The organism is Bradyrhizobium sp. IC3195, assembly GCF_020193585.1.
In the GTDB taxonomy this organism is placed as follows: Bacteria; Pseudomonadota; Alphaproteobacteria; order Rhizobiales; family Xanthobacteraceae; genus Bradyrhizobium; species Bradyrhizobium yuanmingense.
This window is the reverse complement of sequence record NZ_JADYVG010000004.1, coordinates 85365-99859: the sequence shown is the minus strand read 5'-3', so window position 1 is coordinate 99859 and position 14495 is coordinate 85365. Positions and strand designations below refer to the sequence as shown.

The following is a 14495-nucleotide window of genomic DNA, read 5'->3' as shown; positions in this document are numbered from 1 at the left end:
GGAATACGGCGCCAATATTTGTTCTCGGGGAGTGAGCCATGACCTACCGCGCGCCGATTTCTGACATGCTGCTGTCGCTCAACCATGGCGCGGGCCTCAAGGCCGCCCTGGAGGCCGGCCATTACGGCGATTTCGACGCCGACATTGCCGCGGCCGTGCTGGAGGAAGCCGGCAAGTTCGCATCCGACGTGCTGGCGCCGCTCAACAAGGTCGGCGACGAGCACGGCATCAAGCTCGAGGGCGCCAAGGTCACGACCGCGCCGGGCTGGCCTGACGCCTACAAGCGCTGGACCGAGGGCGGCTGGAATGCGGTGTCCGGCCCGGAAGATTTCGGCGGCCAGGGCCTGCCGCTCGCCATCAACGCCGCCTGCACCGAGATCTGGAGCGCGGCCAACGTCGCCTTCGGCCTTTGCCCGCTGCTGACGGCGTCGGCGATCGAGGCGCTGGACGCCCACGGCAGCGACGAGCTGAAGCAGATCTATCTCAAAAAGCTCGTCTCCGGCGAATGGACCGGGACGATGCAGCTGACCGAGCCGCAGGCCGGCTCCGACGTCGGCGCGCTGCGCACCCGCGCCGAAAAGCAGGCGGACGGCACCTATCGCATCAAGGGGACGAAGATCTTCATCACGTATGGCGAGCACGACATGACCGACAACATCGTGCATTTCGTGCTCGCGCGTCTGCCCGATGCACCCGCCGGCACCAAGGGGATCTCGCTGTTCCTGGTGCCGAAGTTCATGGTCAACGCGGACGGCTCGCTGGGGCCGCGCAACGACATCTATGCGAGCGGCGTCGAGCACAAGCTCGGCATGCATGCCTCGCCGACGTGCACCATGACCATGGGCGATCATGGCGGCGCCATCGGCTATCTGATCGGCGAAGAGAACCAGGGCATGCGCTGCATGTTCACGATGATGAACCAGGCCCGCCTCGGCGTCGGCCTGGAGGGCGTCGGCGTTGCCGACCGGGCCTACCAGCAGGCCCTGTCGTATGCGCAGGAGCGCCGCCAAGGCCGCGCGGTAGGCAAGAAAGGCGACGGCTCGGATGCGATCTTCGTGCATCCCGACGTCAAGCGCATGCTGATGCGGATGCGGGCCCAGACCGCGGCCGCCCGCACCATCTGCTATGCGACGGCTGTCGCGATCGACGTCTCGACCCGCGCCAAGGATCCGACGGTGCGCGCTGAAGCCGCCGCACGCGCGGCGTTGCTGACGCCGATGGCCAAGGCCTATTCCACCGATATCGGCAACGAGGTCGCCTATCTCGGCGTGCAGGTGCATGGCGGCATGGGCTTCATCGAGGAGACCGGCGCGGCCCAGCACTACCGCGATGCCCGCATCACCGCGATCTACGAGGGCACCAACGGCATCCAGGCGATCGATCTCGTCACGCGCAAGTTAGCTGCCAATGGCGGCGCGTCGGTGTGGGCGCTGCTCGACGAGCTCTCGGCGACCGTCAAGCAGGTGGAGGCCTCCAACGATCCCGCCTTCGGCACCACCGGCACCAAGCTGCGCGAGGCGCTGGAGGCGCTCACGCGCACCAGCAAATGGCTGCTGGAGCGCGTTGCCTCCGCGCCGAACGACGCGCTTGCGGGGGCGACGCCCTATCTGCAGCAATTCGGCTCCACGCTCGGCGGCTGCCTGCTCGCCTCCGAGGCGCTCGCCGCCAAGGCCGAAGGCCTTGGCGACGCGCCACGCTACGTCGCGCTGGCGCGCTTCTTCGCCGAGAACATCGCGGTGCAGGCGGGCGCGCTCGAGCGCACCGTGACCGAGAGCGCGGAATCGGTCGCAGCGGCGGATGCGGCGCTGCTGGGGTAAGGTGAGCGCCGCAAACGCGACATCTTAGCCCGGATGGAGCGTAGCGAAATCCGGGAAAGTCTCACCGCGGATACAGCGGTCCCGGATTGCGCTGCGCTCCATCCGGGCTACAAAGCTGCGACCTGAGCCCTTCTCCCCGGCCGCCACAGCACCACGCCCGCCGCGGCGAGATCGAGCACCACGCAGATCGCAAACGCCGTCGTGTAATTGCCCGTAACGCTCCGCACGAGACCGACGACACCGGGGCCGAAGGCGCTGACGATGCCGCTGATCGAGGTGCCCAAGCCCACCGCGGTCGCGAAGGCCGAAGCACCGATCTCGCGCTGGATGATCAAGGGCGGGAACGTGATCATGTTCCCCATCGAGAAGCCGTAGACGGCGCAGCAGGCCAGCAGCACGGTCGGGCTCGTGCTTTGCAGAGCCACGAACAGCGCAGCCGCCTGGCTCGTCATCGAAACCGCACAGGCGAGCCGGGCATCGAGCCGGTCGACGAACAGGCCGAGCGAGAGGCGCCCGACGATCGCCATCGCCGCCATGATCGTGACGGCAAGCCCTGCGGCGGAGCGGCCGATCAGCGGCTCGAGAAACGTCACCTGGTGGACGATGAAACCCATCTGCGCCAGCAGCGCGAACGCGATCGGCAGCACCATGGTCCAGAACGCCGCGTTGGCGAGCACCGCCTTGCGCGAGCGAACCGGCGCTGAGGAGCCGGAGGAACGTCCGCCCGCTGCAGGCGCCATGCCTGCGGGCCAGCCGATGAAGGTCACGACCGCCGGCAGCACCAGCACCATCATCGCGAGGGTCGCCGCCAGCATCGCGGAACGGAAGCCGATGCTGCCGGTCAGCGACAGCAGCAGCGGGACGAGAATGATGCCGCCGCAAGTCGCGCCGTTGAAGGCAAGGCTGAGCGCAAGCCCGCGCCGCTGCTCGAACCAGGAATTCAGCACGGTCGCGATCACCACCGTGCCCATGCCGGTCCAGCCAACCGACATCAGCGCATAGGCGAGATAGAGCTGCCAGGGCGTCTGCACCAGCGCCAGCAGCACAGTCGAAGCGCCGAGCGCCGACAGGCCGCACAGGATCAGCGCGCGCAGCCCGATGCGCTCGAGCAGGTCATCGGTGAAGATGACGAGCACGGAGGTCAGGAGAAACGAGAAGGTGCTGGCCGCGGAGATCAGCGTGCCCGGCCAGCCGTGAGCGCGCTGCAACTCGGCGAGATAGACGCCTTGGCCGTAGAGGCCGAAGCCGAACATGAAGAAGGCCATCAGGAAGCACGCCAGCACGACCCGCCAGCCGCGATAATACGGTGAGGATTCGTCGATCCGGGGGGCGGCAATCATGAATCTGACGGTCTGTCTGAAGGGAACGGGGCCGGATCGTGCCCCACAACCAGCGGTTTTTCAAATGAAACATTGTAGCTAATTGTTGCGGCACGTAGCGGACCTGGCGGCGATGATGGGATTGTCGGGGGAACGACGCTGCGCGTGCCTCAAAAATGACGACAACAACCTTCGTGAAATCTTCGCGCCGAACGAATAGTCTAACTCCATGCGACATCTTCTCCGCCTGGCCTGCTTCGTCCTCGCTCTCACCGGCACCCTCCCCGCTGCGGCCCAGAGCGCAGCCCCCGTCGAGCTGCGCATTCTCGCGATCAATGATTTTCACGGCCATCTGCGGCCGCCGCCGGGCGGCATCCGCATCAACGACCCCGAGGACAAGTCCAAGAAGGTGACGGTGGTAGCCGGCGGCGCCGAGTACATGGCGACGCTGCTGAAGCAGCTGCGCGACGGGCACAAGAACGCCATCTTCGTCGCCGCGGGCGACCTGATCGGCGCGAGCCCGTTTCTGTCGGCGATGTTTCACGACGAGCCCTCGATCGAGGCGCTCTCGATGATGGGCCTTGCGATCAGCTCGGTCGGCAATCACGAATTCGACGAGGGCAACACCGAGCTTCTGCGCATGCAGAACGGCGGCTGTCATCCCGTCGACGGCTGCCAGGGACCGCATCCCTTCAAGGGCGCCAAATTCCGTTATCTCGCGGCCTCCACCGTCGAGACCGCGACCGGCAAGAGCGTGCTGCCGCCCTACGAGATCAGGGAGTTCGACGGCATCCCCGTCGGCTTCATCGGCCTGACCTTGAAGGAGACCGCCGGCATCGTCTCGCCCGCGGGCATCGCCGGGCTCGAATTCCGCGACGAGGCCGAGACAGTGAACGCGCTGGTGCCGCAGCTGAAGGCGCGCGGCGTCGAAGCGATCGTGGTGCTGATCCACCAGGGCGGCGAGCCCGCCGGCGACTACAATGAATGCCCTGCCATCACCGGGCCGATCGTCGACATCGTCAGGAAATTCGACCGTGCCGTCGACGTCGTCGTCAGCGGCCACACCCATCGCGCCTACATCTGCAATATCGACGGGCGGCTCGTCACTAGCGGCGACAAATACGGCACACTCGTCACCGCGATCGACCTCAAGCTCGATCCTGTGACTCGCGATATCGTCGCCGCCAAGGCCGAGAACGTCATCGTCGCCAATGCTTCGCTGGCCAGGGATCCCGAGCAGACCGCGTTGATCGACGCCTACGACAAGCTCTCCGCGCCGATCGCCAACCGGCCCGCCGGCTCAGTGACGCAGACATTGTCGCGCGTGCCGAACGAGGCCGGCGAAAGCGCGCTCGGCGATATCATCGCCGACGCGCAATTGCTCGCAACGCGCGATGCGAAGGATGGCAGCGCTGTCATCGCGCTCACCAATCCCGGCGGCATCCGCACCGACATCGTTCCGAAGGAGAATGGCGCGATCACGTTCGGCGACGTCTTCGCCAGCCAGCCGTTCCGCAATCGTCTTGTCACCATGACGCTGACGGGCAGCCAGCTCAAGGACTTGCTCGAGCAGCAATGGCTGGACCCGAAGCGGCCGCGGATTCTCCAGGTGTCGAACGGCTTCAGCTATACCTGGGATGCTTCAAAACCGTTCGGCGAGCGCGTCAGCCTGGAGAAGATGACACTCAACGGCAGGCCGATCAAGCCAGGAAGCGGCTACCGCGTCACGCTCAACGATTACCTCGCCGTCGGCGGAGACGGGTTTACCGTCGCCAAACAGGGCACCGCGCCACAATACGGCGGTTACGATGCGGACGCGCTGTTCGCGTTCTTCCGGGCGCACGGGCCGGTCGGTCCGCTGCCGCCCCGGCGCATCCTGCGGGTGAATTGATCCGGATCAAGCGGGCAGCCCTTTGCCATTCCCGGCCAAGCGCTTAGATTGGATTTTGCATTGCGTTTTGGCGCCGGATGCGCCAACGACGGCAAAAGCCCGTTTTTCCGTGAGGCCGACCTGATGAGCACGCTTCTCCTTTCCCACAAGGCCTGCCTCGACCATGTCACGCCGCCGGGACACCCTGAAAGGCCAGATCGCCTACGCGCGGTGGAAGAAGCCTTGTCGCATGAGCGCTTCCAGTTCCTGGCGCGCGAGGAGGCGCCGGAGGGCGATCTCGATCTCGTCACGCTCTGCCACAACGAGCATTACGTCACCGAGCTGCGCCACATCGCGCCCACCAGCGGTCAGGTCTACATCGACGGCGACACCTCGATGTCCCCCGGCACGTGGGAGGCGGTGATGCGCGGCGTCGGCGGCGCGGTTGCGGCGACCGAAGCAGTGATGGCCGGCGAGCATCGCAACGCCTTCGTCGCGGTCCGCCCGCCCGGACATCACGCCGAGATCGGCAAGCCGATGGGCTTCTGCTTCTTCGACAACGTCGCGATCGCCGCGCGCCACGCCCAGCGCAAATACGGCATCAAGCGCGCGGCCATCGTCGACTTCGACGTGCATCACGGCAACGGCACGCAGGACATCTTCTGGTCGGACCCGACCGTGATGTACTGCTCGACGCACCAGATGCCGCTGTTTCCGGGCACCGGCGCCAAAAGCGAGCGCGGCGATCACGACACCATCGTCAATGCGCCGCTCGCCTCCGAGGACGGCGGCCCGGAATTCCGCGTCGCGTTCGAGAATCTGATCCTGCCGCAGCTCGAGAAATTCAGCCCGGAGCTCTTGATCATCTCGGCCGGCTTCGACGCGCATTATCGCGATCCCCTGGCTTCGCTCAACCTGCGCGCGGAGGACTATGCCTGGGTGACGCGCAAGCTGATGGACCTCGCCGACAAGACTGCCGGCGGCCGCGTTGTTTCGGTGCTCGAGGGCGGCTATGACCTGCAGGGACTGAAAGAATCTGTTACGGCGCATGTCGGCGCCCTGATGGGCGCTTGACCCACCCGCCACATTACGCCCGTAAAACTCTGCTTTCTCAAAGGTGAAGCGAATCGGGCAATCGGAAACGGATATGGCCGAAAACACTCAAGTCGACGTCTCCAGGCTCACCTTCGAGCGCGCGATCGAGGAACTCGAAACGATCGTGAAGCGGCTCGAGGACGGCAAGGTGCCGCTCGAGGAATCCGTGACGATCTACGAGCGCGGCGAGGCCCTGAAGCGGCGCTGCGAGGAATTGTTGCGCCAGGCCGAGGCGCGCGTCGACAAGATCACCACCGATGCCAGCGGCCAGGCCACCGGCACGGCCCCGCTCGACGTCCAGTAATAAGAGTGCTCTCCCGCTCAGTCTTCTGCCCCCGCAGGGCCGCGCAAGACCGCGACGCAGGTCCGCGTAGAATGTCTTCGCGGTGAGCGTGGCCGCTGCGTCCTTATCGCCGTGCGCAGCTCCCGGCCGTCATGCGGTTCCCTGGCGGTGGATACGTCCCTGCCTTCGAATCGGGTCGTTGAGAGCTAGAAAAGCCCATACTCGGGCCAAAAAGCCTGCCAAGAACCGAGCAAGGCCGGAACCCCTTACCGCGCCCCGAGGTTAACCACTTCTGGTCCGCGAGTTGCACCTGCATACCCCTAATCGGCCCAGCGGGTTGGCTTTGGCCTAAGCTTTGGTGTAAAGCTGCGCGGAGTGTGGCTTTTTGTAAGCCTTGCGTGGGCACCGATTACCGACGACAAGTGCTTCAAACTGCTGATGAAATTGGCTTGGGACGGACGAAGCCGATCTAAGTGACAGGGATCACAGAGACTGAACCGGAGCACACTTAAGCTTACCTAAGCTTGAAGGCGGGGCCTTGCCCCGTGCAGGTGGCTCCGACGGTTATAGGACTCGCGCTGCGCCGATATTGTGCAAACCCATCGCGCACCGGAATGACCTTCTGGTGCTGACAAATTGGAAATCGCCGTGAACGCATACAGTAAGACGCCGCTTCTCGACACCATCCGGACGCCGGAAGATCTGCGCAAGCTCAAGGTCGAGCAGGTTCGCCAGGTTGCCGACGAGCTGCGGCAGGAGACCATCGATGCCGTCTCGGTGACCGGCGGTCACTTCGGCGCGGGCCTCGGCGTGGTCGAGCTCACCACCGCGATCCATTACGTCTTCGATACGCCGCGCGACCGGCTGATCTGGGACGTCGGCCACCAGGCCTATCCGCACAAGATCCTCACCGGCCGGCGCGACCGCATCCGCACGCTGCGCACCGGCGGCGGCCTGTCCGGCTTCACCAAGCGCAGCGAGAGCGACTACGATCCGTTCGGCGCGGCGCATTCCTCGACCTCGATCTCCGCCGGCCTCGGCATGGCCGTGGCGCGCGACCTCTCCGGCGGCAAGAACAACGTTATCGCCGTGATCGGTGACGGCGCGATGTCGGCCGGCATGGCCTATGAGGCCATGAACAATGCGGGGGCGATGAACTCGCGCCTGATCGTCATTCTCAACGACAACGACATGTCGATCGCGCCGCCGGTCGGCGCCATGAGCGCTTATCTGTCGCGCCTCTATTCCGGCAAGACCTATCGCACGCTGCGCGATGCGGCCAAGCAGATCAACAAGCGCCTGCCCAAGATCCTCGCCAACCGCGCCAATCGCGTCGAGGAATATTCCCGCGGCTTCATGATGGACGGCGGCACGCTGTTCGAGGAGCTCGGCTTCTACTATGTCGGCCCGATCGACGGCCACAACCTCGACCATCTCCTGCCCGTGCTGAAGAACGTCCGCGACATGGAGACCGGTCCGATCCTGGTCCACGTCGTGACGCAGAAGGGCAAGGGCTACGGCCCGGCGGAAGCCTCCGCCGACAAGTATCACGCCGTCGTCAAGTTCGACGTCGCGACCGGCACGCAGGCCAAGGCCAAGCCGAACGCGCCGGCTTATCAGAACGTGTTCGGCCAGAGCCTCGTCAAGGAAGCGCAGAAGGACGACAAGATCGTCGCCATCACCGCGGCGATGCCGTCGGGCACCGGTGTCGACATCTTCAACAAGGCCTTCCCCGACCGCACCTTCGACGTCGGCATCGCCGAGCAGCACGCGGTGACCTTTGCCGCGGGCCTTGCGACCGAAGGCTACAAGCCGTTCTGCGCGATCTACTCGACCTTCCTGCAGCGCGGCTACGACCAGATCGTCCACGACGTCGCGATCCAGAGCCTGCCCGTCCGCTTCGCCATCGATCGCGCCGGCCTCGTCGGCGCCGACGGTGCGACCCATGCCGGCTCGTTCGACAACGCCTATCTCGGCTGCCTGCCCAACATGGTGATCATGGCGGCGGCGGATGAAGCCGAGCTGGTGCACATGGTGGCGACCCAGGTTGCGATCGACGACCGTCCGAGCTCGCTGCGCTATCCGCGCGGCGAAGGCCGCGGCATCGAGATGCCCGAGGTCGGCATTCCGCTCGAGATCGGCAAGGGCCGCGTGATCCGCCAGGGCAGCAAGATCGCGCTGCTCTCCTTCGGCACCCGTCTCGCCGAATGCGAGAAGGCTGCCGACGAGCTCGCCGCCCACGGCCTGTCGACCACGATCGCCGATGCGCGCTTCATGAAGCCGCTCGACACCGAGCTGGTGCTCAAGCTCGCGCGCGACCACGAGATCCTGATCACGATCGAGGAAGGCTCGATCGGCGGTTTCGGCTCGCATGTCGCGCAGTTCCTGACCGATCAGGGCGTGCTCGACACCGGCATGGTCAAGTTCCGCTCGATGGTGCTGCCCGACGTGTTCCAGGATCACGACACCCCGGCCGCGATGTACGCCCGCGCCGGCCTCGACGCCAAGGGCATCGTGGCCAAGGTGTTCGAGGCGCTCGGCAAGGATGTGAAGACCGAGACGGTCAAGCTGGCTTGATTGTCGCGGCAGACGCTGAACCCCACCTCTCCCGTAGGGAGAGGTCGGATTGCTCCTGGCGATGCGAAGCATCGTCCAGTGCAATCCGGGTGAGGGGCTCAGATCCCACGTGAGAACGTAACCCCTCACCCGCGCCTTTGGCGCGACCTCTCCCCTTGGGAGAGGTTTTGCACCGCCAACGTCGCGGCAACTCCGATGCCTTCTCAATCGGTCGTGCGATGAAAATCTATCTGGCAGGCCCCGACGTGTTCCTGCCGGATGCCCTCGAGATCGGCCGGCGCAAGGTCGAAATCTGCGCCGCGCACGGGCTTACCGGGCTCTACCCCCTCGACAACGCGATCGACCTCACCGCGCGCGACGCTTCGCGGCAGATTTTCTGCGGCAACGAGGCGATGATGGACGCGGCCGATGCCATCATCGCCAACCTCACGCCGTTCCGCGGCGCCGGCGCCGATCCCGGCACCGTCTACGAGCTCGGCTACATGGCCGGCCGCCGCAAATTCTGCCTGGCTTATTCCAACGATGGCGCCGCCTATGCCGACCGCCTCAGTCGCTTCATGGAGGTCACCTCCGAGAACGGGCGGCTGGTCGATGCCCAAGGGCTGACGGTCGAAGATTTCGGCCTCGTCGACAACCTCATGATGATCCATGCGCTGGAGCTGCACGGCTGCCCGCTGGTGACGCCGGCCACTATGCCGACCGACGTCTGGCACGATCTCACCGCGTTCGAGACTTGCGTCCGGATGGCGGCCGCGCGATTGATCGCTACATAAGCTTTTTAGTCGTCCGTCGGAGATCCGATGCCCCCTGCCCGCAAGCGCGCGGATGTATTGCTGGTCGAGCGCGGCCTGTTCGAGAGCCGGGCGCGGGCCCGCGCGGCGATCGAGGCCGGCCTCGTCACGGCCGACGACAAGCAGGTCGCAAAGCCGTCGGAGACGATTGCCGAGGACGCGGTGATCCAGGCCGAGCCGGCGCACCCTTACGTCTCCCGCGGCGGCGTCAAGCTCGCCGGGGCGCTGGAGCGGTACCCGATTGAGATCGAGGACCATGTCTGCCTCGACGTCGGCGCATCCACCGGCGGCTTCACCGAGGTGCTGCTAGCGAACGGCGCGAGCCTGGTGTTCGCCATCGATGTCGGAACCAGCCAGCTGCATCCCTCGCTGCGCGATCATCCCAAGATCGTGTCGATGGAGGAGACCGACATCCGCAGCTATGAGGGCAAGCGCCTGCCGGCGCGGCCCGATGTCGTCGTCATCGACGTCAGCTTCATCTCGCTGAAATCAGTGCTGCCGGTAGCTCTGTCGCTGGCAGCCGCGCCGATGAGCCTGCTGGCGCTGATCAAGCCGCAATTCGAGGCGGAGCGGAAGCACAACAAGAAGGGCATCATCCGCGATGCCGCCGTGCACCGGGAGATCTGCGACGACATCGCAGCCTTCGCGGCTTCGCTCGGCTGCACCGAGATCGAGATATTCCCCTCGCCGATCACGGGCGGCGACGGCAACATCGAATTCTTCCTGGGCGCGCGCCGTGGTTGAGCGCATCACGATCGATCATGTCGGCCATCGCGGCGACGGCGTCTGCCTCGACGCCGGCGAAGCAATCTATGTGCCTTACACGCTCGGCGGCGAGACCGTCGAGGTCGATCACGTCGCAGGCCATCATCCCGACCGCCGCAAGCTGCTGGCAGTTGAAGTCGCCAGCCCGGAACGCGTCGAGCCGTTCTGTCCGCATTTCGGCGTGTGTGGCGGCTGCGCCATCCAGCATTGGGCGACCGAGCCGTATCGGGCCTGGAAGCGCAACATCGTGATCGAAACGCTGGCGCAGGCCGGCATCGATTGCGAGGTGGCGCCGCTGGTCGACGCCCACGGCGCCGGGCGCCGGCGCATCACGCTGCACGGCCGGTTCGGCACGCACGACATCCTCAAGGTCGGCTTTTCGGCTGCGAGCTCGCACGACGTCATCCCGATCCATCGTTGCCCGATCCTCGATCCCGCGCTCGAGGGCGCGATCGATGCCGCCTGGGCACTCGCCGAGCCGCTGACGTCCAAGATGCCAGTGACCAAGCCATTGGACATCCAGGTCACCGCGACCGCCAACGGGCTCGATGTCGACGTGCGCGGCTCGGGCCCGCTGCCGACGGCGCTGGTCGCGGCGCTGTCGCGGGTCGCCGAGCAGCACCGTCTGGCGCGGCTGACACGGCATGGCGAGCTGGTGCTGCAACGCCTGCCGCCGACGGTGAGGATGGGCCGCGCCGAGGTGACGTTGCCGCCGGGCTCGTTCCTGCAGGCGACGGTGGCGGGCGAGGAGACGCTTGCCGCACTCGTCGCCGAGCGCATCGGCAAAGCCAAGGAGGTGCTCGACCTCTTCTGCGGCGTCGGCCCGTTTGCGCTCAGGCTCGCGGAGAAGGCCCGCGTCACCGCCTATGACAGTGACGCCGGCGCCATCGCGGCGCTGGCGAAAGCTGCGCGCACACCTGGCTTGAAGCCGATCAAATGCGAGCCGCGCGATCTGTTCCGCCGCCCGCTGGTGCCGCAGGAGCTGCGGGACTTCGACGCCGTGGTATTCGACCCGCCGCGCCAGGGCGCGCAGGCGCAGGCTCTGAAGCTTGCGGCGAGCAAGGTGCCGGTCGTGATCGCGGTGTCCTGCAACGCCGCGACGTTTGCCCGCGACGCACGGCTCTTGATCGACGGCGGCTATCGGCTGGAGTCCGTGGTACCGGTCGACCAGTTCCGCCACACGCCGCATGTCGAGCTGGTGGCGCGGTTCAGCCGCTGACGCGGGCTACGCCGAAGCCTCGAATTGCGGCTGCCATCGCAAGAGGTAGGACTGCAGCGAGCGCACTGCGATTGCCAGCAGGATGCCGACGAACATCATGACGAAGATGGCTACCATCATCTCGCTGGCATTGGCCCGCGCCTCAGCTTCGATGATGAGCTTGCCGAGACCGCGTTCGGCGCCGATGAACTCGCCAACGATCACGCCGATCAGCGCGAAAGAAACGGCCGGCAAGAGCGAGGCAAACACCCAGGCGAGCGCGGATGGGATCACGACCGTGCGCAGCACCGTGAATTCGCTGGCGCCGAGCAGGCGGGCGGCAGCGATCTGGTCACGGTCGACCGCACGCGTTCCCTCGAAGGTGTTGAAGAACACCACGAAGAACACGACGAGCCAGGCGGTTGCGATCTTGGAGAGGTCACCGAGGCCGAAAATCAGGATGACGAGCGGGACCAGCGCAATGCGCGGTATGGAGTTGAACGCCACGATGTAGGGGCTGAACACGCGAGAGAGGAAATCGGAACGGCCGAGCACCAGGCCGGCCGCGATCCCGCTCGCCGAGCCGAACAGAAAGCCCCACCAGGTGTTCTTCAACGTGACGAGTGTGGCAAGCCATAGATTGTTGTCGCTGCCCTTGATGCAGGCGGTAAAGCCGGTCGCGTCTGCGAAGCAGCCAAGCCGCAGGAAACTCTGCCAGATCAGCGACGGCTTGGCGACGAAATAGGGATCGAGGATTTTCGGCACGTAGGCCTTCGGCAGCAGCGTCTTGCTCCATTCGAAGCCCCATTGCCAGACGACGAGAACCACTGCGAGAATGGCCAATTGCCAGAACAGGATGACGGTGCGGCTGTTGGACATGATCAGTCGGCCCTGGTGCGGCGGAATTCTTCGCCGAGGGAATGCCAGATGTGGGAATAGAGCCGGGCGAACTCGGCCGTCTCACGCACGGCCACGGGATCGCGCGGACGCGGAATGGCGACGTCGAAGTCTTCCTTGAGACGCCCGGGGCGCGCCGAGAGCAGAATGATGCGGCTCGCCAGCGTCAAGGCTTCGCCGAGATCGTGAGTCACAAACAGAACGGTCTGCCGCTCGCGTTCCCAGATCTCCACCAGCGTCTTGTGCATCTCGAGCTTGGTGTGGGTGTCGAGCGCGCCGAACGGCTCGTCCATCAGCAGGATCTCGGGCTCCAGGATCAGCGTGCGCATTAAGGCGACACGCTGGCGCATGCCGCCGGACAGCATGCGCGGGAAGCTCTGCGCAAAGCCTGCAAGGCCGGCCTTCTCGATGGCGGTGGCAACGCGCGCGGCGCGCTCGCTCTTTGGCACTCCCGCGATCTCCAGCCCATAGCCGATGTTCTGCTCCACGGTCCGCCACGGAAACAGCGTATCGCGCTGGAAGACATAGCCGACCCTGGGGTTGACCTCGCCGGTCTCGACCGTGTCCTGGTCGATCAGGATGCGTCCGCCGGAGCGCGGCAACAGCCCCGCGACCATATTGAGAATGGTGCTTTTGCCGCAGCCGGATGGACCGAGCAGCGCGACGAACTCGCCCTGCTTGACCTCGAAGGAAACGTCATCCACCGCCACGAACTCGCGTCCGGACGCGTTGAAGCGCTTGGCAAGACCCTGTACGGCGATGCGCGTGCGCGCAGCCGCTGCTCGATCCTCGTCGCGCGCGAGCGCGAGGCTCTGGCTTGGCGCGGCGATCATTTGTATTTCGCCCTGGCCGCCTGAAGGAAGCTCATGTCGACCGCATCCTCGTATCTGGTCTCGGGAATGTCCGTGCCCTTGCGGTACCAGGGCTTGGCGCCGCGCTCGAACGACGCCTTGTCGATGACGCCGTCATAGGCCCAGGTCGACTTGTCGAAGCCGAGCTCGGCGCTGACGGCATCGGGATCTATCCCTGAAAAATACTTCGGCGTGACCAGCGCCTGCACCTCCGCGAGCGGCGCCGCCTTCACAAAAGCCATCGCCCGGTAGATCGCGTTGACGTAGGCCTGCACCATCGCCTTGTCCTGCTGGACCGTGTCCTGGAGCGTGTAGATCACCAGCACGGGCAACGTCCCGCCGAAATCCTTCTCGAACACGCCAGGCTTCGACGTGTCGTAGATCGTCCGGCCAAAACCCTTCTTCTCGACCTCGACGATCCAGCTCGGCGGCGCCACGATGGCGTCGAACTGCTTGGTCTGCAGCGATGGGAACATCGTGTTGGGCCCGCCGCCCGCAACCCAGTTCACCTTGTTGCCGAGCCCACGCGCTTCGAACACATAGGTGCCGTACACCCAGGTGCCTGACCCGATGGCGGTCGCGGCAACGATCGGCTTGGCGCCGTCGGGGCGCTTGTAATCCGCGAGCTTCTCGATCGAATTGATGCCGCTCTCGTAGAGGTCCTGCCGGACCACGATGTTGGCGTAGGAGCATACCATCTCGGTCGCGAGCAGCATCCTGCAGGGCTTGCCGCGCGCACCGAGCTGGAGCGGATGGCTGGCATCGCCGTGCGCGAACAGCGCCTGCCCCGCCGCCAATGTCTGCCGGCCGAACGTACCGGCATTGCCGGTAACGAGCTTGGAGTCGAGCCCTTCGTCCTTGAAGTACCCCTTCAGCTCCGCGATCATGCCGACGGCGTAAACCGGCGACACCGGCCCGAAAGCGAGCGAGACCTGCTTGGCCTCCGCACGCAATGGCCCCGGCAGCAGCGACGCGCCGGCCCATGCAGACCCCGCGAACAGCGCCTGGCGTCTCGAAATGCTCATGTGATCC

At 65.6% G+C, this 14495-nt stretch carries 12 protein-coding genes; 8 read left to right on the top strand and 4 right to left on the bottom strand.

Translation table 11 applies throughout. The annotated features are described in order from the left end of the window. The first annotated feature begins 38 nt into the window (after nt 1-38). Nucleotides 39-1817 (top strand): acyl-CoA dehydrogenase, encoded by a 1779-nt coding sequence (locus I6F09_RS10820; protein WP_225139678.1) that lies wholly within the window; start codon nt 39-41, stop codon nt 1815-1817. A gap of 107 nt (nt 1818-1924) precedes the next feature. Here I6F09_RS10820 and I6F09_RS10815 read toward each other — a convergent pair whose 3' ends face one another. Next, the gene (locus I6F09_RS10815; protein WP_225188028.1) at nt 1925-3157 is read right to left on the bottom strand and encodes an MFS transporter; all 1233 of its coding nucleotides are present in this window, start codon (nt 3155-3157) and stop codon (nt 1925-1927) included. A 208-nt stretch (nt 3158-3365) separates the two neighbouring features. On the opposite strand from I6F09_RS10815, the gene I6F09_RS10810 reads away from it, so the two are divergent. The 7 genes from I6F09_RS10810 to I6F09_RS10780 all read left to right on the top strand — a co-directional run bounded on the left by I6F09_RS10810 (nt 3366) and on the right by I6F09_RS10780 (nt 11736). Continuing rightward, a complete protein-coding gene (locus tag I6F09_RS10810) occupies nt 3366-5027 on the top strand; it encodes a bifunctional metallophosphatase/5'-nucleotidase (protein ID WP_225188027.1) in 1662 nt (553 codons plus the stop codon). 123 nt (nt 5028-5150) lie between these two features. Next, entirely contained in the window at nt 5151-6080 is a 930-nt protein-coding gene (locus I6F09_RS10805) for a histone deacetylase family protein (RefSeq protein ID WP_036004131.1), read from the top strand. Nucleotides 6081-6153: 73 nt separating this feature from the next. After that, a complete protein-coding gene (locus I6F09_RS10800) occupies nt 6154-6405 on the top strand; it encodes an exodeoxyribonuclease VII small subunit (RefSeq protein ID WP_008132970.1) in 252 nt (83 codons plus the stop codon). Nucleotides 6406-7032: 627 nt separating this feature from the next. Further along, a complete protein-coding gene (dxs, locus tag I6F09_RS10795) occupies nt 7033-8961 on the top strand; it encodes a 1-deoxy-D-xylulose-5-phosphate synthase (RefSeq protein ID WP_225127537.1) in 1929 nt (642 codons plus the stop codon). A gap of 218 nt (nt 8962-9179) precedes the next feature. Beyond that, nucleotides 9180-9734 (top strand): nucleoside 2-deoxyribosyltransferase, encoded by a 555-nt coding sequence (locus tag I6F09_RS10790; protein ID WP_225188026.1) that lies wholly within the window; start codon nt 9180-9182, stop codon nt 9732-9734. 27 nt (nt 9735-9761) lie between these two features. Beyond that, nucleotides 9762-10496, top strand: coding sequence for a TlyA family RNA methyltransferase (locus tag I6F09_RS10785; protein WP_225150024.1), 735 nt, complete (start codon nt 9762-9764; stop codon nt 10494-10496). Next, on the top strand, nt 10489-11736 hold the full coding sequence (locus I6F09_RS10780) for a methyltransferase (protein ID WP_225188025.1): 1248 nt from the start codon (nt 10489-10491) through the stop codon (nt 11734-11736). Before I6F09_RS10785 ends, I6F09_RS10780 begins: the two co-directional genes overlap by 8 nt. A gap of 6 nt (nt 11737-11742) precedes the next feature. On the opposite strand, the gene I6F09_RS10775 is transcribed toward I6F09_RS10780, so the two are convergent. Genes I6F09_RS10775 through I6F09_RS10765 form a run of 3 tightly spaced genes read right to left on the bottom strand, consistent with a single transcriptional unit; the run spans nt 11743 to nt 14488 of the window. Next, nucleotides 11743-12594, bottom strand: coding sequence for an ABC transporter permease (locus tag I6F09_RS10775; RefSeq protein ID WP_225146185.1), 852 nt, complete (start codon nt 12592-12594; stop codon nt 11743-11745). A gap of 2 nt (nt 12595-12596) precedes the next feature. Continuing rightward, a complete protein-coding gene (locus I6F09_RS10770; RefSeq protein ID WP_225188024.1) occupies nt 12597-13445 on the bottom strand; it encodes an ABC transporter ATP-binding protein in 849 nt (282 codons plus the stop codon). Then, on the bottom strand, nt 13442-14488 hold the full coding sequence (locus I6F09_RS10765; protein ID WP_225112637.1) for an ABC transporter substrate-binding protein: 1047 nt from the start codon (nt 14486-14488) through the stop codon (nt 13442-13444). Before I6F09_RS10765 ends, I6F09_RS10770 begins: the two co-directional genes overlap by 4 nt. Nucleotides 14489-14495 lie beyond the last annotated feature (7 nt).